Origin of the sequence: Pedobacter polysacchareus, assembly GCF_019802255.1 — a bacterium.
Taxonomy (GTDB): Bacteria; Bacteroidota; Bacteroidia; order Sphingobacteriales; family Sphingobacteriaceae; genus Pedobacter; species Pedobacter polysacchareus.
Genome location: NZ_JAHYSS010000009.1, coordinates 40,228 through 63,982 on the forward strand (window position 1 = coordinate 40,228; position 23,755 = coordinate 63,982).

The window sequence follows — 23,755 nt, forward strand, 5'->3', positions numbered from 1 at the left end:
TATATCAATTTTTTAAATCCTTTTTAATTTCTTTCCTCAATTTGTAATCCTGTGGAGATATGCCCATTATTTTGCTAAACATTCTAGAGAAATAATAAGGATCATCAATGCCTAATGCTGCAGCAATCTCTTTGATCCGAAGGGTCGTCAACTGGATATACTGACAAGCTTTTTGTACTTTTAATTGGTTGAAATATTTAATCGGTGCGAGTCCGGTTTGCTCTTTAAATATAGCTGAAAAATGAGATGGGGAAAGATTTACCGCATTGGCTATCGCTTCCAGCGTCAAGGTCGTATGGAGGTTTTTCTGCATATAATCTATCGAAATCTCTACCGGATTTAACACGTTTTTCCTGGAAGCATAACTGAATTTTTCTTCAAAAATGAAGGAAGAAAGAAAGTGCCAGAAACTCATACTCGCATAACAAAGGTTATCCATGCTATATCCTCTTTCCAGATTCAGGTAGATGTCGTCAAAAAGCTTGATCCTTGATTCATCATATTGAACGTTTCCCTGCAAACTCTTTTGCCGTTTCAACAATAAAGCAATTATAGAAGGTACTTGTTCTCCTTTAAAATGAGCCCAGTAAATTGTCCATGGCTGCTGTTCATTTGAGCAATAAGAATGCGCTTTTTCTGCCGGAATAACCAGGAAATTTCCAGTACTGATCAGGTAACTGCTTTCTTCGATACTTACCGCTCCTTTTCCACCCACGCAATAAAGGAGAATATATTGGTCAATGCCTTTACTGCGTTCCCGGTAATGGAACTTTGCTTTCGGGTAAAAGCCGATGTCTGTGAGCTGAATGCCCGCTAAAATTGGATGCTGACTGGCCGCTTTTTGAAGAATTCCCCTTGGGATTACAATGGATTTCTGGCCGTTAAACCCTTCTTTTTTCTTCATCACAGGACTTGGTTTGATCGTCATTTTTACACTGGCTTGAAGCCCTGAATTTATAAAGATAAACCATAAGATTGTCCATTATGTCAGGATTATTTTTTTTGACACACACATTCTTTACTTAACTTGCATTAAACCACAGCAAATGAATACCTTGAATTTTAACCATAAACTAACTGCAGTGTTTGTTTTCCTCCTATGGATGCAAACTCAGGCACAAGGGCAGTCGAGACTGTCCCCCTTGCCAGAAAAAATGAGCCCAAATATCATTCAAAACCATACTGAAAACAGCAGCTCAAATGTGCTGAAAAAGCAGGATAGAGGCAGTCAGCCCATCATTTCTCTGGATGGCAATTGGGAATTTAAACAAGGCAATAAACGAAGCAGCATTGCTGTTCCCGGCGAATGGGGCATGCAGGGCTTTGAAGTCAGTCCCGGAGAGAGTGTCACCTATAGTAAAAAAATAAATATCCCCGCAGATTGGCAGGGAATGCGTGTTAAAATTCGTTTTGATGGGGTAAGTTCACATGCTGTTTTGCGAATCAATCAGCAGAAAATAGCAGAACATGAAGGTAGTTTTGTTCCTTTTGAAGCGGACCTCAGCAGCCAGGTAAAACCAGGTGAAAATATACTGGAACTGGAAGTTTCAGCATTGACGATCAGTGATATTCTGGCTTGTACCTCCCAATATGCCGCGCATACCGTTGGTGGCATCCTGCGCAAAGTGACCCTGTTCGCGCTTCCGCAAATGAATATTGCTGACCTTAGGATAGAGACGGATTTCGATCCGCAGTATAAAAATGCTTTGCTCAAAATCAATGCTAAAATAGTCAATGAAGCTGCTATTGCTACAGCTGACGCTTTTTCATTACGTTATACTTTAACTGATCAGAAAGGAAAAACTGTTTTTCAAAAAACAACCGCATTAAATGCCCCTGCTCCCGGAAAAGACCTTCTTTCTAAACAAGAGTTTAAAGTGCTGCAGCCGCAGCATTGGAATTCCGATGTGCCTTACTTATATCGTCTGCATACAGAGTTGTTACGGGATGGAAAAACCATTCAGAAAAACCTGCAGCGTGTTGGTTTTCGGGAAATAGCCATCCGTGGAAATGAGCTGCTCCTGAATGGTAAACCGGTGAAATTGCGAGGGGTAAACCGACATAGTGTACATCCATTAACTGGAAGAAGTATCTCTAAAGATTTAGAATATCAGGATGCCAAACTGTTCATGGAAGCCAACTGTAATTTTATCAGAACTGCTCATTATCCACCTTCAGAAGAATTCCTGGAAGCCTGCGATGAATTGGGTCTTTTTGTAGAAAATGAATCTTCTTTAACCTGGATCAATCACCATGCTTCGCCGATCTGGAAAATATGGAATTATAAAGATGAAAAGTTCTTGCCAGTGATGATGAATGCGAATCTGGAAAAAATGCAGGCGGCGATCAACCATCCATCAGTCATCATCTGGTCGCTGGGCAATGAATCGAACTGGAGTCCTTTATGGCAAAAAGTGCAGGATGCGGTAAAAGCATTTGACCCAAGCCGACCTACTGCTTTTCATGACCAATGCTGGGGAGGATTTAACAATCTAGGGAGCAAGGCTGATATTGCCAATTATCATTATCCTGCAGTGAACGGACCTGCCGCAACAGACACCATGAGCCGGCCTACTTTATTCGGTGAGTATGCCCATCTGAGTACTTATAACCGCAGAGAATTATTGACAGACCCAGGCCTGCGCAGTGCTTATCAATTGCCGCTGGTCAGTATGTATGACTCGGTTTACCAGCATAAAGGTACCCTTGGAGCGGCGGTCTGGAGTGGAATCGACGATACTTTTCATCTTCCTGATGGCAGGATAGTAGGCTATGGGCCATGGGGGATGTTAGATGGCTGGAGAAGACCAAAACCGGAATATTGGGGAATGAGAAAAGCATATGCGCCCATCCTCGTTAAAAATCCCAGATCTCCGAAGATAAAAAACGGTAATTTGACATTATCAATTGAAAACCGCTACGATTTTATCCGCTTAAATCAGGTGGAAATCATTGCGCTAGTTGATGGGAAACGGGTAAAAATAAGTGGAGATCTGGCACCACGCAGTCAGGGGGAAATTAAGATTTCTGTTCAGGCAAACACAAAAGAGGTTTATATTTCATTTAAAGATCCTAGAGGTTTTGTACTCAATGAAGAGCGGATTTTGATCGCGCAGCAAGAAGTTCCGAATTTGCTTGCAGCATCAGACTTAAACGAACTCAAATCTATGCCAGATTTGAAAATGCATGAAAATGAAGCCGCTTATCGAATTCAGCATGGCTCACTGACTTTTCTTTTGAATAAAACGACCGGCATATTGACTTCAGTAGAAAACAAGGGAAAAAAAGTGCTTAAACAAGGACCAGTATTCTGTTATGTACCTATAAATAGTGAAGATGGAGGTAAACCTAATGTAGCTGGTGAAACGTATCAGAATGATATCTATCCGGTAAAAAATTATCCGCTATACACTTTATTTGTTAAAGAGCTATTGGTGAAAAGTACGGACAGCGGACTGGTCTTTACCATGCACACGACTTATACCAATGCCACTGGAAAGATCCGTTACCTCTTCAGAAAAGATGGAAAAGTGCAGCTGGACTACGAAATTCAAATGGACAAATCAGTGAAAACAGGACCTTATCAATATGGCATGCTATTTCAGCTCCCCAGCAGTTATGAAACCTTAAAATGGAAACGCAAAGGAGATTTTACGGTTTACGACGAACAGGATGTCAGTAGAAATGAAGGTACTGCGAGTTTAAATGCGAAGTGGTTTCCTGGAGTAGAAGCGTTTGGTAAAGCACCTTCAGGCGCCTGGAAAGATGATGCAAATGAAATGGGTTCCAATGATTTTCGTGCTACAAAAGCCCATATCTTACAGGCAGAATTACTGGATAAAACCGGTAATGGTTTACAAGTCAATTCCAATGCAAAACAATCGTCCAGAGCCTGGCTGCAGGATGGCAGCATTCAGTTTTTAGTGGCTGATTATAGCAATGGCGGATCTGAACCTTTTTATGCTTCTCCATTTGACCAGGGAAGAATAGATGGAACCAGTACCAAGCTAAAAGGCAGTTTACAGTTTGAATTAAAGTAGTCAATCGTAATATAGTCCATTAAAATAAAGGTTATATCCATTTAAGATTGCCCTGGCTTCGTTTAAGTTTGTGTCTGCTGAAGATCCAATTTGAAATCTAATCTGAATCGGAGCAATCGGCCTATAAAGCTGGCGCTCCCTGATGGGAATTGCCAGTAGACACAAAAATGAAAAGGAATGAAAATTAGATTTTTAGCATGGGTAGGAATGCTGCTTTTATTTGCCAATAAGAACTTCGCACAGGAAAAATTGTCGTTGGCAGGAACATGGAACTTTCAACTGGATGCAGCCAATATCGGTGAAAAAGACAAATGGTTTGATCAGGAGTTGAAAGCTACAATTGCACTTCCGGGAACCACAGATGAGGCAAAACAAGGGACAAAAACACAAGGTGCAGATTATGGGATTCTATCCAGAGCCTATAAATATATTGGGCCAGCATGGTACAGCAGGACCATCACCATCCCGGCAAACTGGAAAAACAAAGAGATTTCCCTATTCCTGGAAAGGGTAATGTGGGAGTCTAAAGTTTGGGTTGATGGTCGGTTAATGACTACACAGGACGGTTTGGGTGTTCCTCACCTACATACTTTGGGTAAACTCAGCCCTGGAAAACATAGGTTAACCATTCGCATCAACAACGATTTAATTCATAACATAGGAGATAAAGGCCATGCCTATACGGAATACACACAAAGTATCTGGAATGGGGCAGTGGGTAAGATTCAGTTACAGGCAGCAGCAAGTACGGCAATTGAAGATTTGCAGGTTTATCCGGATGCAGAAAAACGACAATTGCGGGTATTGATGACAATGAAAAATCCAGTTCGCATGAAGGTGAATTACCGCATCATTGACCTGCAGACAAACGAAACAGTTTTCAACAAGATGGAGGATTTGCTGGCAGATCAACCGCAAAGAAAGCAACCGCAAAGAAAGCAATTGCAGGGAAAGCAATCGCAGAGACCGCAATCGGAGAAACAAAAATCCGGAAAACAGGAACTAGAGCGAAAGGAGCAAAAGGATCTGGTTTTACAACTGGATTTCCCCATTAAATTGTGGGATGAGTTTACACCAAACCGCTACCGCATGGTGCTGAAACTTGAAAATAATAATGAAACAGCTGCGGATTTTGGTTTTAGAAGCATCGGACATAGCCAGTCGAAAGTATTGATCAATAATGCCCCGGTATTTATGCGCGGTAACCTGGATTGTGTGCATTTTCCATTAACCGGATACCCTTCCTGCGATGTCAAAGAATGGGAGCGGATCTTTAAAATTTATAAATCTTACGGCTTAAACCATGTGCGTTTTCACTCCTGGTGTCCACCAGAGGCAGCTTTTGAAGCGGCAGACAAGTTAGGGATTTACATTCAGGCAGAAGCGATCTGGATTGATTGGTGGATGACCGATCCGCCAAAAGATAGACCGGATATGCTGACCAAAGGATTGCCTCCCGGCTTAGGGAAAAATCCTTCTGCGGACAGTTATACCCAGGATGAGCTGGAGCGCATGCTCAAAGCGTATGGAAACCATCCTTCATTTACCATGATGTGCATCGGCAACGAGCTTGGAAATTCCGACTTCAATGTGATGGCCAAATGGATTGAAAAACTAAAGCTGAAAGACAATAGGAGATTATATGCGGTGTCTACCGCAAGAAAAATTATGCCAGTAGACGATTATTCTGCGACGCATAACATTCCAAATGTAGGTGGTACCTATGGCTTGCAAGGTGGAAGAAGCGATTATGACCTGGAAAAGAACTATTCGAAAAGTAACATCCCCATTTTCGCACATGAAGTAGGGCAATTTCCAGTCTATCCTTTATGGTCGGAGATAGACAAATATACCGGTGTTTTAAAAGCTAGAAATCTGGAAGTCTGCAGGGCATCAGCCATTGCTAACGGACTAGAACATAAGGATGCGGCCTTTCATCAGGCTAGTGGAGCGCTTCAAAAGATTTTGTATAAGAGCTTAATCGAAAACTTTTACCGTACGCCTTCCAGCGGAGGATTCCAGATGCTGAGCATGCAGGATTATCAAGGACAAGGGGAAGCTTTGGTGGGATGGCTCGATGCTTTTTATGACGACAAAGGAACCACGGATACCACTTATTTTAAGCAGTACAACAATGAAGTGGTACCTCTGGCAAGAATAAAGAAATTTGTATGGGAAAATACAGAAACTTTTAGCGCAGGGTTAGAAGTTGCAAATTATGGAAGAGGGGACCTGAATACGGAGATAGAATGGAAGGTGATTGCTGAAAATCAGCAAGTATTAGGCGAAGGGAAAATCCCTGCTTTATCCATCAAAAGAGGAACAGTAAAAAGTTTCGGAAATATAGAACTGGGATTGGGAAAAATCAGGGCAGCCACAAAAGCAAAGCTCATGATCAGTTTGCCTGGTACTAATTTCCGAAATGAATGGGACCTTTGGATTTACAGCGATTCATCAGTTAGTTCTTCAGATGCAGCAGGAAGATGGGCTGGAAAGGAAAACAAAGTTTCGAAAAGTAGCAAGGGTTTGAAAAACAACAATGTACTCGAAACCAATGTGCTGGATCAGAATGCATTGGACGCCCTAAAAAAAGGTAAAACGGTCCTGCTTTACGCTGCAAACTTAGGCAGTGCCGAGGTGTCCAGACCTTTGTTCTTTAGTCCTTTATTTTGGTCCAACGTTTTCTTCCCCGGACAGGAGAACACCACACTTGGTGCCTTAATTAATGATAAACATCCTGCATTTGCATGTTTCCCCACCGATTCATTTACAGATTGGCAATGGGAATCCATCAGCAAAGGAAGGTCCTTCAAAATGAAAGACTGGCCGGCAAATCTGGAGCCTATCGTGCAGCCGATCAGTGATTTCCACCTGAATGAAAAATTAGCAGCAATTTTTGAATGTAAAGTCGGAAAAGGAAAGCTGTTGGTTTGTGGCTATGATATCGATCCTCTGAAGCAGCAGGGAGCGAAACAAAATCCAGTAGCCAAACAATTAAGGTACAGTTTACTGAAATACATGGAGAGCTCCACTTTTGATCCTCAGGTGCTGATCGATCCCCTGCAATTAAAGAAAAGTTTTCCTTTCATTAAGGAGGCGGCATCAGGCGTTCCCGCAGAATTTTCAACAGCTTTATTGTATGTGAAAACTGGGGATCAGGCTCCGGTATTGAAACGCAATACCAGTTATAAAATGAGCGGCGAAGAAGGAATTTGGGAATGGGATGGAAAATCTGCCTGGTATGGAAAAAACCTGGAAATCACAATTAATCCACCTCAAGGTGTGATTGGGGAGCTATACTTACATTTCGAAGATTGGAATAATGAATCCAGATCTGCGAAAATATGGATGGATGGTCGGGAATTCATGACTGGTACGCTAGACAAAAAGGGAAAATGGATCAAGCTTTTTGTGATGCGGGAGGATACCAACGACGGAAAGCTAACTATCAAAATAGGAGCGATGGCGGGCAGTAATGCCATGATTTCTGAAATCGTGTTTGTGGAATAGAAGTAGTGTTTATGGAACATAAATAGTCATGTAGGCGGAACAGAGATCGTGTATTTACATAGTAGAGATAATGGGAATAAAAGTTCCGGAATAAATGGATTGTGGTACAGTAGTTGCTCCTTTAAAATTTTACAAATTAAGTTGTACTGTAACGGATATATAAGATTATGAGATTACCTATTGTACCATCCTTGTTGATCGCTGTGGCTTTATTAGGCCAGGGTTGTGTGAGTAATAAAAAGTTTGCAGACCTGCAGTCTAGTTATACGCAATTACAAGAGAAAAACCAGGGCGTGAATCAGGAGCTTGCCAGTTCAAACACTCGTGTAAAAAGTTTGGAAGAGCAGATCGCTACCCAGCAGGAAAATGTTAAAGCCTTACAAATCGCGTTGAATAAATGCTTGAACTCCAGCAGCCAAGGAAATACCAATATTTCTAAACTGGTAGATGAGATCAATGTAGCGAATAAATATATTCAGCATTTAGTAAACACTAAAAATACCAGTGATTCATTGAACCTGGTATTGACCACCAATCTGACCCGTTCATTGAGCAGGGAAGAAATGAGTGATGTAGATATTAAAGTACTAAAAGGTGTAGTTTACATCTCCTTGTCGGATCAAATGTTGTACAAGTCAGGAAGTTATGAAATTTCTGATCAGGCAGGCCAAACCTTAAGCAAAATTGCTAAAATCATTAAAGATTACCAGAATTATGATGTGTTGATTGAAGGAAATACGGATAATGTGCCTATTTCACAAGTCAACATTCGCAACAACTGGGATTTAAGTACTTTGAGAGCTTCTTCTGTAGTTCAATCTTTACAGAACAATTACGGTGTAATTCCTAAAAGATTAACCGCTGCAGGTAGAGGGGAATATAACCCGATTGCCAGCAACGATACTGAAGCTGGAAGAGCAAAAAACAGACGTACAGAAATTATCATTACCCCTAAACTGGATCAGTTTATGGAGCTGATTGGAAAAGCCCCGGAACAAGCAAAAGAATAGTTGATTACAAACAACACGTTAAACAAAACGCTCTGCTCATATCCATGTTCAGGGCGTTTTGTTTGGATCAATATATTAAGCATTTTCCAGATCTGCGATAATCAGCTTTTTCATGCCCATTACGGTCTGCATCACCCGCTGACCACGCTCCGGATCACTAATCAGTTTTCCGATTATTTTAGGAACGATCTGCCAGCTGATACCGTATTTATCGGTTAGCCAGCCACACATCACCTCAGATCCTCCATGAGCAGTCAGCTGATTCCAGTAATGGTCGATTTCTTCTTGTGTTTCACATTCAACTACTAAAGAGATCGCATCATTAAAACCGAACCCATGTTCCGCGGAACTGTCCATCGCCATAGCTACATAACCATTTAGTTTAAACTGTGCATGTTTCACAAAATCGGTGCGGTCGCCTTCTCCTTCTGCGTATTTCAAAACTCCTTCAATCTCGGAATTTGGGAATATGGAAGTGTAAAAACGGAGGGCAGTTTCTGCCTGACCGGCCTTATCTCCGGTAAACATTAACGTCGGACAGAATTTTTGGGAGGAATCTTGTTTTGCTGCAGTATACAATTGCCAGGAAATCCCGAACTTGTCTTGTATCCAGCCATATTTCGGACTCCATGGATAGCTGTCTAAGGCCATCATAATCTTTCCGCCATCTTGTAGATTATTCCAGTATTTTTCGGTTTCTTCCGCGCTTTCGCACATCACCATAAATGATATGGAAGGATTCGGATTGGAAGAAGGCCCTTCATTTAGCAGCAAGAACTTTTGTCCGCTCATTTGTATTTCTATTACATAAGGGTTGGAGACGCCGGTCTTACTTCCCCCATACGTCTGGGTATAAAATTCGGCAACCTCGCTGATCTTTCCCCTGATGGTTAAACAAGGATAAATGAAATTTTTCATATAGATTGAGCTTTAGGGTTTTATAAAAATAATTTATGGTTTTATCAGCTCTAAGTTACCGAATCTTCCAGCAGCAAGGGCAGGGGGGTAAAAGACATTTAAGGGGGGAGCTTGCGACAATAACTCTAGAGCATAACAGGTAGATTTACCTCTTTTAAGAATATAGGTATTTATGCCTGTAAATTTTATTGTTCAATTTGTCAACTTTAAATCATATAAACATCGTATTTAAGCGCTCTCTTAATCGTACGGTAATATCTTTATTGGTGATGGCTGTTGTTTTAAATAGAAGTCAATTTTGGTATTCCTGAGGTTTGCTCACTCATTTAAGATGTTTTGTAGGAAAACAACTTAATCTCCCAACATAATGGCTTATTTAAATTCACCACGACTCACCTTTTCGGGGAAGTTTCAGGCAGATCCTTCCACAGTCAACAATGACGTCGAACACTACGACAATGCAACATTCCTACCGAGTTATCAGGATTATGGCCCAAGCGGCACTAATGGCTGGTGGAACCCAGATGGGACCGGAAACTGGCGATTGCTGGATTGTGTAATCAACAGTGTCACCTACAAAGATGGAACCAGTACCACTGATCCGGCAGTAGATCCTATTATTGGAATGAGTGTCATGGATGCAAACACGCGTGTCGCAGGAAAAATTGTAGACCTGGATCCGCAGCAGCAATCTGTTTCACAGATCTGGGGCATGGTAGTTAGACTCGGACAAGCAGAGAATTTCTTTTTAAAAGGGGATTTCACACCCGTTGGTTTCAACGACATCTGGTGGAATAGGTCCATGGATCTGAAAGGCTCTCCGGGGGCCGCGGCAACGTACCAATCGGTACTGACCAACCTGAACTGGTCGATTGATGGGATCGATTCCCGTTACCTGAAAGAGTTGCAGGCGGAAAGTCCAGATCAGCTGTCCATGAAATTTAACGTAGACATCTTCAATCAAACAGTCACTGATGCACATTTTACCATCGGTAGATTGGTGGGCAGCATAGGTCCATCCAGCGCAGCAGAGCCCGATCATTTTACTTTGGGCAGGCAGTTTGTTCCCGATATGGTTTGTCAGAGTGGAATGTATTTACCGGAAACAGTAGGCAGTTATCCTTTATATATGGCCACCGCGCTAGTTAGAGAGGACACCAAACAAATTGTACTGGATTTGGGAAATTGTTTAAAAACCAAAACTAAAGAAGGACTGATGGCGGATGACAGCGACCTGAAACTGGCCTACAATAAAGGAAGTGGACAATACATCCTTCTGGGAGATCTTCCTTTCCATGCCCCTGGCTGGTACGAAACCAACGCCGGTCTGATCACGCTTCCTTTAACTGATGACCAGCTGGCAGCAGTATTGGAATACCCTTTAACTATCGTTACACAAAACAATATCGGAGGTATCAGCCCTTTATTAGCAGAAAAAGCGAGTTACCTCAGAGCCGATCAATTTGTCTTTAGAATGAATGATGGAGAAACTGATGAAATAAATTTTTATGCCACTTATTTAGGAAAACCATTGGCCGGTAAAACGGTGTTCTGCGAAATCCAGGACAGCCTGATGAACATCATGGGACAAGGGAATGGAACCCCGACAACGGCTACTCCGGCAATCCTTGCTTTTGATGCACAATTGAATACAGATGAGAACGGGAAAGCTGTGATGGGCATCGCCGCATCTGATCCGAAAAACCCAAGGGGATATATCGACGGACAAGTATATGCTTTATGGTATTACCTGGAAGGGGAAGAGAATACGCCTTTTTCTTTCACTGTTCCTGCCGATCCTAAAGCAGCCCCAATCGTATTGCCTGCCACACTTTCAGGTGTTGATCCTAATAATTTCATTAGTGTGCTGGTGTTCAATAGCCTGAGTCAGGAAGCCATTCAGAATCCGCAATGGGAGCAGGATGTGCAGCCGGTGATGCAGCAATATGCCAACCTTTATCCGCTCATGTCTAAAGGAATTTTCAACCTCGCCGACAAAACTGTGGTAGACAGTAATGCGAAGATTTTAAGGTTCGTGTTTGCCTTGCCAATTGATGATCCTAACCATATGCCAGTCACCAGAGACCTATCCAGGGATAAACAGCTCATGATCCTGAATTACCTGGATACGGTGATCGCAGAAACTGCCTTACAAGAAGGTGCCATTACTGAAAATGTTAATCAAAACAACGCCTAAACCCGAACCACATGCTTTTTCTTAAAGATATAAAACTGGATACGCTCGCCGACCTGAAGTCTGCCCTGCAAACCGCCATTATGCTGGAACATTCCACCATTCCTCCGTATTTAACCGCTGTGTTTACTTTGGTGAACACAGGTAATGATCAGATATCCAGTCTGATAGGATCGGTGGTAAAAGAAGAAATGCTGCATTTATCCATTGCCTGTAATATCTTAAATGCGATTAACGGCACACCCGTGTTGAATCAGCCAGGCTTTATTCCTACCTATCCCGGACCGCTTCCTGGAACCGTGGAAAGTGGCTTGATCGTACCCATTGCCAAGTTCTCTAAAGACCTGATCAAAAACGTGTTTATGGTGATCGAAGAGCCGGAAAATCCAATGCATATTCCAGTTAAAGCGATGAATGAAATGGCAGCGCCGCTGACGATCGGTATGTTCTACCAAAAAGTGAAAAACCTGATCACTATACTGGAAGCCGAAGCAAAATTACTGGGGAAAACCATTTTTACTGGTGACCCTGCCAAACAGATGACCAATGAAAAGTGGTTTCCACTGGAAGAATTGTTCCCGATTCTGGATAAAGATTCTGCTTTTAGGGGAATTGACCTGATTGTGGACCAGGGAGAAGGAACCTCGGAAGATCCTTTTATCAACCCAGGTGATCTTGGTGGAGATGATGTAACTACAGATCCAGCACATTATTACCGTTTCGAAGAGATCTTCTACGGAAAAACACTCGAAAAAGATCCTTCAGAACCATGCGGGTATTCGTACTCTGGTCCGGAGATTCCCTGCGATTTATCGAAAATCCCGAATATGTATGAAAACCCTAAAATGGCAGATTATCCATTGGATTCTGTAGCTTATAAAAACAGTAAATTCTTCAATTATACTTATACCAACCTGCTGAACAGTTTACATGAAACTTTTAATGGAGAGCCGGATAAAATCAATACCGCAATGGGCTTGATGTATTCATTAAGGCTGTATGCTGGTAAATTGCTGGCTTCAGAAGATCCTGCTCATCCAGGTTTTGTAGCCGGACCAAGTTATGAATATGTAACCAATGATAACCTGAGCCCTGACGAAAGACAGTTGCTGGCTGCAGATCGTAAAGTACACGCATAAACCATTCACAAATGTATGAACCAGCAGCAATGAATACGCAATTATTGTTAGCCGAATTCCTTCGGGAACAGCTGTCCGATGCAGAATTGAACTGGCTGCATATAAATGTTAAATCCTTGGAAGAGAATGAACTGCTCCGGCGGTTCATTCCATTATTCAGTTCGGTACCTAGATTTATTGCCCGCAGAAAGGCGGTATTTTCGACAGCCGTCCTGGCACTTTTTGAAGCGAGATACCCCGGCTTTTCAAATTCTGAATGGGATTTACAGGAGTTGTGCCGGATTTCGCTGATGCTGGAGCTGCCGGTCTCGAAAAACGAAGCGGCCTTGAAGGAGCTTTTTGAAACTGCAGCTATTAATGAGCTTCGGGTGCTTTATAAAGGTTTGTATTTCCTGGAAAATGCCGCAGATTTTACCGGAAGACTGGCGGAAGGCGTCCGTACCAATATGACGGATGTATTTGATGCGATTATAGTTCAAAACCCATTTGCTGCAAAGTATTTAGCCGAAGATGCCTGGAATCAGCTGGTCATGAAAGCCGTGTTTACCGGCAGACCTTTGTTCTCCATTTACGGACTGGATCAGCGTGCAAATGAAAAGCTGGCGAAAATCCTGCAGGGATACATTCGGGAACGCTGTTCCGCAGGAAGAACGGTTAGTCCGGAAGTATGGCGCGTGATCTATCCTTTTGTGACAGATGAAGTAGCCACAGAACTTAAAAGAATTTTAAACTAAAAAAGAAAGCTATGTATTTTATAGACCCACATATTCACATGGTCTCCAGAACAACGGACGACTATCAGGCGATGCGTGCAGCAGGAATTGTTGCCGTAATTGAGCCTGCTTTTTGGCTAGGTCAGCCAAGGACTTCTGTAGGCTCTTTCAAAGATTATTTCAGCTCATTGATTGGCTGGGAAAGGTTCCGCGCCTCACAGTTTGGCATTAAACATTATTGTACGATGGGCCTCAATTCCAAAGAAGCAAACAATGAAGCACTTGCCGAGCAGGTCATGGAAATATTGCCGCTTTTCGCAGGAAAAGAAGGTGTGGTGGCGATTGGCGAAATCGGTTATGACGACCAGACTCCTGCGGAAGATAAATACTTCCGGATGCAGCTGGAGATTGCCAAAGAATTCAACTTGCCGGTAATGGTGCATACGCCGCACCGCGATAAGATCAATGGCACCATTCGAAGCATTGATGTGATTGAAGAACATGGTATCCCGCCACATATGGTGGTGATCGACCATAACAATGAAGAAACCGTAAAACATGTGCTGGATAGAGGTTACTGGACGGCATTCACCATTTACCCGAACACAAAAATGGGAAATGAACGGATGGTGGAAATCGTGAAGCAATACGGATCGGAAAGAATTATTGTGGACAGTTCCGCAGATTGGGGCATCAGTGATCCTTTATCGGTTCCTAAAACCGCAGCCTTGATGCTGGAAAGGGGCGTGTCGAAAGCAGACGTGCATTTAACCTGTTATCAAAACGCATTGAGCGCTTACTCGCAAAGCGGTGCCATGAATGAAGCCGACTGGCAGCAGGAAATGACCGTGGAGCAGGCCGAACTTTTTGATGGCAGCGGCATTCTTAGAGGACAGGAAGCGCAGGTGATTTCTTATTCCAACATCATCACAAATTAGTCTTATGGAATGCAGGGAAGCTAAAGAAGGGCGCAAAGGCTATTATTATCTGACCCTGATGCGGCCCTCAAATTTGATGACCGCGCTGTCCGATATTCTCGGAGGAATTGCCATATCCGGATTTTTTGGTCTGGCAGACTGGTCCTCGGAATCGCTCAGTTCCATCGCTTTGTTATTACTTTCCACCATCGGTCTTTACGGTGGTGGAATCGTTTTTAATGATGTGTTCGACTTGAAAGCAGACCAGGTGAGTCGCCCGGAAAGGGTGCTGCCAAGCGGAAAAGTAGGTTTCAGGGAGGCAGTTCAACTGGGTGCTTTCCTGCTACTGATCGGTATTGCTGCGGCAGCAATGGTATCCATGCTTAGTGGCCTGATCGCCCTTGGCATTGCCATACTCGCCTTGCTTTACAATAAGGTAGCGAAACACCATGCCTTTTTTGGCCCGCTGAATATGGGCCTTTGTCGAGGGGGTAATTTATTGCTCGGCATGAGCATCCTTCCTGACCACTTGTTTCAGAACGGCTACATCATCCTGGTACCAGTGATATTTGTCGCCGCCATTACCCTGACTGCCCAGAAAGAGGTGTCAGGGAATAATAAATCTGCCATTCTTTTGGCGATGTTCCTGGACATCATGGTGGTCGCGATGTTTTTCGCCATCAGTCAGTTCAGCGGATTGAACCTATGGATAGCGGCACCTTTTCTCCTCCTTTGGTATGGATTAAATTTCCTGGCAAAGTTCAAAGCTTACCAGCAGAATCGGCCAGATTGGATCAAACGCGCGGTTAAAACTGGGGTACTCTCCCTGATTTTACTGAATGCCTGTTACATCGCAGGATTTGCCAACTGGTTTTACGCCCTTCCGGTTTTGTTTCTATTGCCCATCTCCGTGTTACTGGCCAAGCGATTTGCCGTGACCTGAGCCTTAATTAAACCCTATGAATTATGTATAAAGCCCAAACCGTTCAGCAGCATTTTCAAGTGGATTACCAGTACCCTGTTATTTTTACGCGGAATATATTCTACCCAGGCAACCTGGAACTGATCCAGATCATCAAGCCTGGCTCCGCTAAAGCAGTGCTGGTGATCGAAAATACGCTCCTTATATCCAATCCTGAATTAGTTCAGGAAATCAATTATTATTTTAAACATCATAAGTTCAGCTGTCAGGTTCTGCTGATGGAAGGCGGGGAGGGCATCAAAAATAACCCTGCACGCATCGAGGAGGTCTTGACTTTCCTGGACACCCATCAGATTGACCGCCATTCCTACCTGATTGCAATAGGCGGTGGGGCATTGCTGGATGCAGTAGGTTATGCGGGGGCGATTGCACACCGCGGCATCCGCCTGATTCGTGTGCCGACCACGGTATTGTCACAGAACGATTCCGGTGTTGGTGTCAAAAACAGTGTGAATTATTTTGGCAAGAAAAATTTCTTAGGTACTTTTTCTCCGCCTTATGCGGTGATCAATGATTCGGTATTTCTGGAATCTCTGGATGGTAGAAACTGGCGTTCGGGCATTGCAGAAGCAGTAAAAGTTGCGCTGATCAAAGATGAGTTGTTTTTCGACTGGATTACGGAAAACATAGAAGAACTGAATAACCGCGATATGGGGGTGATGGAACAGCTGATTTTCCGCTGTGCCCAACTGCATGTTGCCCATATAGGCACTGCCGGCGATCCTTTTGAAAAAGGTTCTTCGAGGCCTTTGGATTTTGGACATTGGGCCGCGCATAAGCTGGAATACCTAACCGGTTATCAGCTACTGCATGGAGAAGCCGTGGCCATTGGGATTGCGCTGGATACGGTCTACTCCGGATTGTCTGGCAGGTTGAACAGCATTTCTGTATCCCGGGTGCTGCATTGCCTGAACGCATTGGGATTTGATATTTTTCATCCTTTGCTGCTGGCGGAGAATGGTCTGGAAATAAATGCAGCACTGTATCAGGGACTGGAAGAATTCAGAGAACACCTCGGCGGAGAGTTAACGATCATGTTATTGGCAGCGATCGGTAAAGGTGAAGAAGTGCATGAAATGCACCAGCATTTGCTTTCTGATGCTGCTCAGTACTTATTTAAGTTCCAATTCCAGGTACAGGAAGCACCTGTTTTAATCCCTCAAATGGTATGAAAATAAAAGACAATGCGCATTTAACGTACTGCACCAATATTCATTCCGGGGAATCCTGGAAAGAAGTATTTGCCAGTCTGCAAAAATATACGCTTCCTGTAAAAGCGAAAATCTCCCCATCTGCTCCCTTTGGCATCGGCTTGAGGTTATCCAATGAGAGCGCCCTGACTTTGCAGGAAGAGGGAACGATGGCCGCTTTTAAGCAATGGCTGCAAGAAAATGACCTGTATGTATTTACGATGAATGGTTTTCCTTATGGGAATTTCCATGGAAAAGCCGTAAAAGCCCAGGTACATGCGCCGGATTGGCTCAGCAGGGAAAGGGTAGATTATACGATTTTACTTTTCAACCTGCTGGCAGAATTGCTGCCGGAAGGCGTGACAGGCGGGATTTCTACTTCTCCGCTCTCTTATAAATACTGGCATGAGGGGGAAGCAGAAAGTGAAGCAGCGAAAAGGAAAAGCTGTGCCCAGCTGATGGAGGTGGTGGTTCACCTGGTACAGCTGCAGCAGATTTCCGGAAAGCAAATGCACCTGGATATAGAGCCCGAACCAGATGGCTTATTAGAGAACAGTGCGGACTATATTGATTTCTATGAATCCTATCTTTTGAAAGAAGGCTTGGCAATTTTAATGGAGAAACTGAACTGTACCGTGCTAGCAGCAGAAAATTATATCCGGGAACACCTGCAGCTTTGTTATGATGTTTGCCACTTTTCGGTAGAATTTGAATCGGCTGAAGCAGTGATCCGTGGAATGGAAGAAAAGGGGTTGAAGATTGGAAAGATGCAAATCAGCGCTGCACTCAAGTGCAGTGTATTTTCAAGAGACAGTCGGGCGGAAATGGTCAGGCAGCTCGCGCAATTCAATGAGCCGGTTTACCTACATCAGGCCGTATTGAAAAAGCAGACAGGGGAGTTGCTGAAGTTTCAGGACTTGAAACCTGGAATAGAGGCGATGAAAAATGGAGATTTCGCAGAACTGCGGACCCATTTTCATGTGCCTATATTTTTATCTTATTATCAGGGCTTATCCTCTACACAGGATGACATTCTGGAGGCCATGAATTTATGGACAGAAAAGCCATTCACCGGGCATCTGGAAGTAGAAACCTATACCTGGGACGTATTGCCGGCACAGCTGATGATGGACTTAAAGCAGGCCATACAAAGGGAGCTTTCCTGGGTACTGGCACTGATAGAAAGCAAAGCAGAAAAAGCGAAAGGAAATTTAATTAAAACAGTTACAGATGAAACAGGTCGCAGTTATTAATATTGTAGGGCTGAGCACTGCGCTGCTGCAGCACAAAGGACTTTTTTTAAGTAAATGGTTAGAAAAGAATGGCGGGATTCATACGGTTTCGCCGGTCTTTCCAGCGCTGACTTGTACGGTTCAAAGTACCTATCTGACTGGTAAATGGCCTTCCGAACATGGGATTGTGGGCAATGGCTGGTATTTCAAGGAGGAGGCAGAAGTTAAATTCTGGAAGCAGTCGAACCAATTGGTGCAGGCGCCGAAGATATGGGATCTGGCAAAGGAGCTCAATCCGGATTTTACCTGTGCGAATATGTTTTTGTGGTACAATATGTATTCCAACGCAGATTTCTCCGTGACGCCAAGGCCGCAGTACCGGGCAGACGGACAAAAGAAGCCGGATTGCTATAGTCAGCCAGCAAGTCTGAGGGACCGTTTACAGGAGCGCCTGGGTATCTTTCCATTGTTTGATTTCTGGGGCCCGAAGACTTCCATAAAATCGAGTAAATGGATTGCCGAAGCGACAAAACTGGTGCAGGAATGGCACAACCCAACCCTGACACTGGTTTACCTCCCGCACCTGGATTATTGCTGTCAGAAGTTTGATCCGGCAGCACCGGAAGTGTTAAAGGATTTAAAAGAAATCGATGAAGTCTGTAAAGATTTGATCTTGTTTTTTGAAGCAAAGGGGATCCAGCCGATCCTGCTTTCCGAATATGGAATTACTGCGGTGCATCAGCCGATTCACCTGAACAGAATCCTGAGAAATCAGGGCTATCTAGCCATCAGGGAGGAAAACGGATTGGAACTGCTGGATGCCGGAGTATCTGCTGCTTTTGCAGTCGCCGACCATCAGATTGCACATATTTATTTAAATGATCCTTCCCTAAAGGGAGCGGTGAAATCCTTGCTGGAACAGCTGCCAGGGGTTGAAAAGGTCCTGGATGAAGCAGGGAAAAAAGAATACCATATTGATCATGAGCGTGCTGGCGAACTGATCTGTATCGCCGATAAGGACAGTTGGTTTACTTATTATTACTGGCTGGACGATCAGAAAGCACCTGATTTTGCAAGGATGGTAGACATCCATAAAAAGCCCGGTTATGACCCAGCAGAAATGCTGCTCGATCCGCATAAACAGCTGATGATACCCAGGATTGTAGCTAAGCTGCTGAAGAAAAAACTGGGCTTCCGCACGGTCATGGATTTCATTGGCCTGGACGCCACTGTGGTTAAAGGTTCACATGGCAGGGTTGATGTTGCTGCGGCAGATCAACCGGTATTGATCGGTGCTGGCATCAAAGGGACAAATTTAAAAGGAACAGAAGTCTGTCCGATTATTTTAGAAGCCATTTTCGGTGTTACTGTAAAAGAAGATCAGGACTCAACTGCTGTTCTGGAGAACATTGTACTTATAAACTAAACAAGTTATAAAGGTTCAGTTGTCTTCAAAAGGTGTGTTCATAAATCAGCCTATAGAAATTAACACTTCAAAATATGGATTTTAAACAAATGATGCAGACCGATCAGGTGATCATCAAATTATCGGTCAGTGATGTATTGAAAGCGCAGGCTTTTTACACAGAAATATTAGGTTTTAGCGTGAATCAGAGCTATACGATCAATGCAGGAGGAAATTATGGGATGGACTCTTATGTACAGCTCCATCATGAAGGACTGAAAGGAGCCGTAGCATTGGGCCTGTTCAAGGACATCGAGCAACCTATGGCCCCTCAGGAAACAGGCACTGCCGCCACCTTTATTGTGAAAGATATAGTGAGTACCCGAGATTTTCTGATTGCTCAGGGATTGGAGGTTGGCGGAATTATTGAAAATACTTCCGATCATGGACTAATTGACCATTTCGCATTCTTTGCTGATCCTGATAACAACACATTAGTGATCAGACAGAACATGAATTAAGGCCAAAAACTTTTAAAGAAGAAGAGCAGTTGGTTTTATTCAACTGCCCTTTTTCTTTAATCGGCAACTGGATTGATGGCCAGCTGGTATTTTTCTTCATCAAATTCTTTCTCACTTTTAGCGATCACCACTACGGCAATGCCATTGCCAATCAGGTTGGTGATCGATCGGGCTTCCGACATAAACCGGTCTACACCCAATAAGATCGCCACATTCTCTATCGGCATGATGTTCAGGGAAACCAGGGTAGAGCTGAGTACAATGAAACCACTGCCGGTGACGCCGGCAGCACCTTTGGAAGTCACCATTAAAATCCCCATGGCGGCAATTTGCTCTGCGATGCCCAGCTCTATTTTGAAGGCCTGGGTAAGGAAAATCAAAGCAATGGAAAGGTAAATGGAAGTACCATCCAGGTTAAAGGAGTAGCCGGTGGGAATCACCAGTCCGACGACAGATTTGGAACAGCCAAAACGTTCCATCTTTTGGATCATACTTGGCAATACCGACTCGGAAGAGGAGGTACCCAATACTACCAGGATCTCCTGACGGATATATTTCAGGTATTGCCAAAGGCTGAATTTATACAGGTAACAGATGAAATTGAGCACGACAAAAATAAACAGGATACAGGTGATGTACACCACCAACATCACTTTTCCCATCGGGATCAGTGTAGAAAGGCCATAGTTTCCTATGGTAAAAGCCATTCCTCCAAAAGCACCAATTGGGGCCAGTTTCATCACAAATTTCATCATGTTGAAAATGATCTGAGAGAGGTTTTCAAAGGCAATAATCGTGTGCCTGCCTGCACGTCCCATTTTGCTGAGGGCAAAGCCGAACAGGATGGCAAAAAATAAGATCTGGAGAATATCGCCTTTGGCAAAAGATTCGAAAATATTTGGGGTAATGATGTGGCTGAGGAAATCCATCCAGCTCACATCGGCAGGAGCAACGGAAGCCGCGGCATTGGCAGCAGTAGGACTACCGGGTGCGATCACTGCGGTAGCAGTACTTGGATGCTTAACAACAGGATTTAATCCATCGCCAGGCCGCATTAAATTAGCGGTCACCAGGCCGATAAAAATCGCTACTGTGGTGATCAATTCGAAATAAAGCAATGCTTTTCCTCCAACGCGACCCACCTTTTTCATGTCGCCCATTTTGGCGATACCGAGTACAATAGTGAAGAAAATGATGGGGGCGATCAGCATGCTGATCATGTTGATAAAAGTCTTGCTGATGAGTTTGGCTGTATTCGCAAATGTGGGGAAGAACATCCCTACCAGGATGCCAAAAATGATTGCAATAATCACCTGAAAGGTCAGGTGTCTGGAGATGTTCTTCATCATGTAGTAGCTGGTTTTTATACTTGGTTAAAAAAAGGCGCCGAATCCTCTAATATAGGATACCGGCACCTTAAATGGAGGTAGAATATTTTATTGTCCTAAAGAAATGAGGTTGGTGAACAGGCGATAAGCCCCTGGGACACCTGCAGGAAGCTGTCGGAACCAGGAAATTCCAGTGTAGACAAAATTTCCTTTTCCATATTTGGCGACCAGGATACTGCTGTTTTTAGGACTTTCTCCCGGGTCGTTGATCGAAATCAGTGCTTCATATTCCTTTGCCCATTCGCTTGGGAAGTATAAACCACGTTCCTGCACCCAGCCGTCAAAATCAGCATTGGTGATTTTATTGGGCTTTTGGAAAGCCGCATGCTCAGGGAGCAATACGCGTACTTCTGCACCTTCCACAGTTACCCTATCGGTGGATAGTTTCATCGGGTAGGGGCCAGGATTAGTTTTTAATCCAGCATTGGTATTGTACTGGATCAATACATTACCTCCGTTTTTCACATAATCCATCAGGCGGTCATGGTAAAAGTTAATGCGGTCTAAGGTATTGTAGGCTCTGATCCCTACGATTACGGCATCAAATTTCTCGAGGTTTTCTGAGTTGATGTCTCCATCTTTCAATAAAGTCACATCGTAACCGATCTGCTGCAGGGAGCGCGGTACTTCATCACCCGCGCCAGGCAGGTAACCGATGCGTTTGCCTTTCACATTCAGGTCTAGCTTTACCGCTTTTGCCAAGGCTACGGGGAACAATACCTGTTCCGGAATGTGCTGATAATTGATCACGCTGATCCCTTTATTATAAGTTTTGTTATCCAGAGTAACGATGGCCTGGATTTCTGCAATATTGGAATTCGCTGGTGGAGTGACCATAAACCTGGCAGTTTGTTCTGCTTTTTCTTTTTCGATATCGAAAGGAATGGAAGCCGGGCTCACTTTCCATCCTTCGGGAAGTTTCAGCGATACTTCGCCTTTGATGTTTGCTTTACCTGCTTTCAGAAACACGTTCACTGGTTTGGCATCCGGGCCGTTGAACATGTATACGTTTTCGGCAATATTGGCGAATACCGGCGGACTCACCGACAGGGGCTGGTACAATTCGCCGTATACCAGGTCGTTGTGTTTATAAACTACAGGAACAGTAAATTTAAAGGGTTGTCCGCCGATAGTCAGGTTGACTGCGACTTCTGCAGCAGGGGTGTTTTCCGGTAAGCCAACATCCGACTGTTTTAAGATGTCGAACATACCCAGCGTATCTGCTTTCTGCAGCCAGTAAGGCTGAGAAAAAGCCAGATCTGCCGGAACGAGGAGTTGTTTTTTATACTTCTGACCTGCGGAATTGGCCAGGCCGGTATTGATAGTGGAGTCATTTTTCTGGTAAGGGAAATGGATGGAAGTGATCTTTACGGCAATCGGAGATCTGTTGATCACTTCCGTTTGTACTTCTAGTTTTCCTCCAGGTACCACTGCAAAATTACCGGCAGTGGCTTCAATGTAGAGTCCGGTGGCGCTACGGATCAGTTCTTGAAGCTCTTCTAATTTCTGGTTTTTCCAGAAAGAGTCCGGTAATTTCTGTAGTTCTGCTCTCGCTGTTAATAGGAGCGGGACTACTGCAGATGGATTGGCGGCGTTATAAGTAGCAATGGCTTTGGTAATGGCTTCCTGTACTTTTCCACTGTTTGGCACTCTGGTCCAGGTGGTGTTGATGTCTTCGAAAAGGTCTGTTTTTGCAGCTGGGCCCATGGTGTGCTGGAAATAATCGAAGTTGCTGCCGCGGGTACCTGTGGAACCAAATCCCTGGCTTTTGTGCATGCTGCGGCTTTCCGCAGAGATCTCGCCATAAGATTTTCCGAGTAAAGGATTGAATACCCCAACATCTACTTTAAGCAGAGAGGAAGCAATCTTGTCGAATGCAGCAGGATCTTTGAAAGCCCAGGAGCTGATGTTCCATACCAGGCGTTTGGCTTGCCATGGCTGTACATATTTCAGCTGCTCAGGAAAGCGTTTCGGATCGGCAGCGGCCACAAAAGCATCTTCTGCTAAAATAGAGGAGGCACTGTGCTGACCATGACCTGCGCGGGAATCTTTAGGGAACCTGGTGATGATGACATCGGGTTTGAAATTACGGATCACCCATACCACATCGGCAAGGAGCTTTTCACGGTCCCAGATGCTGAATACTTCTTCCGGGTTTTTGGAGAAACCGAAGTCGTTGGCCCGGGTAAAAAACTGGTGACCGCCATCTGTTCTTCTGGCTTGCAGTAACTCCTGGGTACGGATCACACCAAGGCGTTCCCGGATTTCAGGACCGATCAGGTTTTGTCCGCCATCCCCGCGGGTAAGGGATAGGTAGCCGGTATGGTATAATTTCTGATTGGCTAAGTAGGCGATCAGGGTGGTGTTTTCATCATCCGGATGCGCGGCAAGGTAGAGCACATTGCCTAATTTGTTGAGCTTTTTTAAGTCCTGCAGGATTTTTCCAGAGGCAGGTTTTGGCGGATGCTGCTGCGCATTGGCGTTAATGCTCAGGCATACCGATAGCAAAGAAAGGATAAATACGGAGTTCATCTTTTTCATACGTTGTCATTTTAACAGGTCGCCATTGTAAAGCGGGCGACCTGTAGTTTGCTGG

The 23,755-nt window shown here is 44.0% G+C and carries 16 protein-coding genes; 12 read left to right on the plus strand and 4 right to left on the minus strand.

The annotated features are described in order from the left end of the window. Positions 1-4 precede the first annotated feature (4 nt). Positions 5-904 (minus strand): AraC family transcriptional regulator, encoded by a 900-nt coding sequence (locus K7X70_RS23175; protein WP_222539291.1) that lies wholly within the window; start codon positions 902-904, stop codon positions 5-7. Between the two features lie 142 nt (positions 905-1,046). Between K7X70_RS23175 and K7X70_RS23180 the strand changes: the two genes are divergently transcribed. From K7X70_RS23180 to K7X70_RS23190, 3 genes are all read left to right on the plus strand, one after another. After that, positions 1,047-4,040: a glycoside hydrolase family 2 protein gene (locus K7X70_RS23180; protein WP_222539292.1), complete on the plus strand. Its 2,994-nt coding sequence runs from the start codon at positions 1,047-1,049 to the stop codon at positions 4,038-4,040. Positions 4,041-4,217: 177 nt separating this feature from the next. Then, positions 4,218-7,550, plus strand: a complete 3,333-nt coding sequence (locus tag K7X70_RS23185; protein WP_222539293.1) for a DUF8487 domain-containing protein — start codon at positions 4,218-4,220, stop codon at positions 7,548-7,550. Positions 7,551-7,717: 167 nt separating this feature from the next. Continuing rightward, positions 7,718-8,560: an OmpA/MotB family protein gene (locus tag K7X70_RS23190; RefSeq protein WP_222539294.1), complete on the plus strand. Its 843-nt coding sequence runs from the start codon at positions 7,718-7,720 to the stop codon at positions 8,558-8,560. A gap of 75 nt (positions 8,561-8,635) precedes the next feature. Here the strand turns inward: K7X70_RS23190 and K7X70_RS23195 are convergent, their stop codons facing one another. Beyond that, on the minus strand, positions 8,636-9,478 hold the full coding sequence (locus K7X70_RS23195) for a VOC family protein (protein WP_222539295.1): 843 nt from the start codon (positions 9,476-9,478) through the stop codon (positions 8,636-8,638). 367 nt (positions 9,479-9,845) lie between these two features. Between K7X70_RS23195 and K7X70_RS23200 the strand changes: the two genes are divergently transcribed. The 9 genes from K7X70_RS23200 to K7X70_RS23240 all read left to right on the plus strand — a co-directional run bounded on the left by K7X70_RS23200 (position 9,846) and on the right by K7X70_RS23240 (position 19,771). Continuing rightward, positions 9,846-11,675, plus strand: a complete 1,830-nt coding sequence (locus K7X70_RS23200) for a hypothetical protein (RefSeq protein ID WP_222539296.1) — start codon at positions 9,846-9,848, stop codon at positions 11,673-11,675. Positions 11,676-11,686: 11 nt separating this feature from the next. Beyond that, complete coding sequence (locus tag K7X70_RS23205) at positions 11,687-12,811, plus strand: ferritin-like domain-containing protein (protein ID WP_222539297.1); 1,125 nt, start codon at positions 11,687-11,689, stop codon at positions 12,809-12,811. A gap of 11 nt (positions 12,812-12,822) precedes the next feature. Further along, positions 12,823-13,545, plus strand: coding sequence for an EboA domain-containing protein (locus K7X70_RS23210; RefSeq protein ID WP_222539298.1), 723 nt, complete (start codon positions 12,823-12,825; stop codon positions 13,543-13,545). Between the two features lie 11 nt (positions 13,546-13,556). Continuing rightward, positions 13,557-14,462, plus strand: coding sequence for a TatD family hydrolase (locus K7X70_RS23215; protein WP_222539299.1), 906 nt, complete (start codon positions 13,557-13,559; stop codon positions 14,460-14,462). A gap of 4 nt (positions 14,463-14,466) precedes the next feature. Beyond that, the gene (gene eboC / locus K7X70_RS23220; RefSeq protein WP_222539300.1) at positions 14,467-15,384 is read left to right on the plus strand and encodes a UbiA-like protein EboC; all 918 of its coding nucleotides are present in this window, start codon (positions 14,467-14,469) and stop codon (positions 15,382-15,384) included. A 23-nt stretch (positions 15,385-15,407) separates the two neighbouring features. Beyond that, complete coding sequence (locus tag K7X70_RS23225; RefSeq protein ID WP_222539301.1) at positions 15,408-16,595, plus strand: 3-dehydroquinate synthase; 1,188 nt, start codon at positions 15,408-15,410, stop codon at positions 16,593-16,595. After that, on the plus strand, positions 16,592-17,866 hold the full coding sequence (eboE, locus tag K7X70_RS23230; protein WP_222539302.1) for a metabolite traffic protein EboE: 1,275 nt from the start codon (positions 16,592-16,594) through the stop codon (positions 17,864-17,866). Before K7X70_RS23225 ends, eboE begins: the two co-directional genes overlap by 4 nt. Next, entirely contained in the window at positions 17,844-19,271 is a 1,428-nt protein-coding gene (locus tag K7X70_RS23235) for an alkaline phosphatase family protein (protein WP_222539303.1), read from the plus strand. The genes eboE and K7X70_RS23235 overlap by 23 nt, the downstream gene beginning before the upstream one ends. 74 nt (positions 19,272-19,345) lie before the next feature. After that, entirely contained in the window at positions 19,346-19,771 is a 426-nt protein-coding gene (locus K7X70_RS23240; RefSeq protein ID WP_222539304.1) for a VOC family protein, read from the plus strand. Between the two features lie 56 nt (positions 19,772-19,827). Here K7X70_RS23240 and dctA read toward each other — a convergent pair whose 3' ends face one another. Both dctA and K7X70_RS23250 read right to left on the minus strand, forming a co-directional pair. Then, on the minus strand, positions 19,828-21,120 hold the full coding sequence (gene dctA, locus K7X70_RS23245; protein ID WP_222539305.1) for a C4-dicarboxylate transporter DctA: 1,293 nt from the start codon (positions 21,118-21,120) through the stop codon (positions 19,828-19,830). Positions 21,121-21,207: 87 nt separating this feature from the next. After that, entirely contained in the window at positions 21,208-23,700 is a 2,493-nt protein-coding gene (locus K7X70_RS23250) for a PIG-L family deacetylase (protein ID WP_255607589.1), read from the minus strand. Between the last annotated feature and the right edge of the window lie 55 nt (positions 23,701-23,755).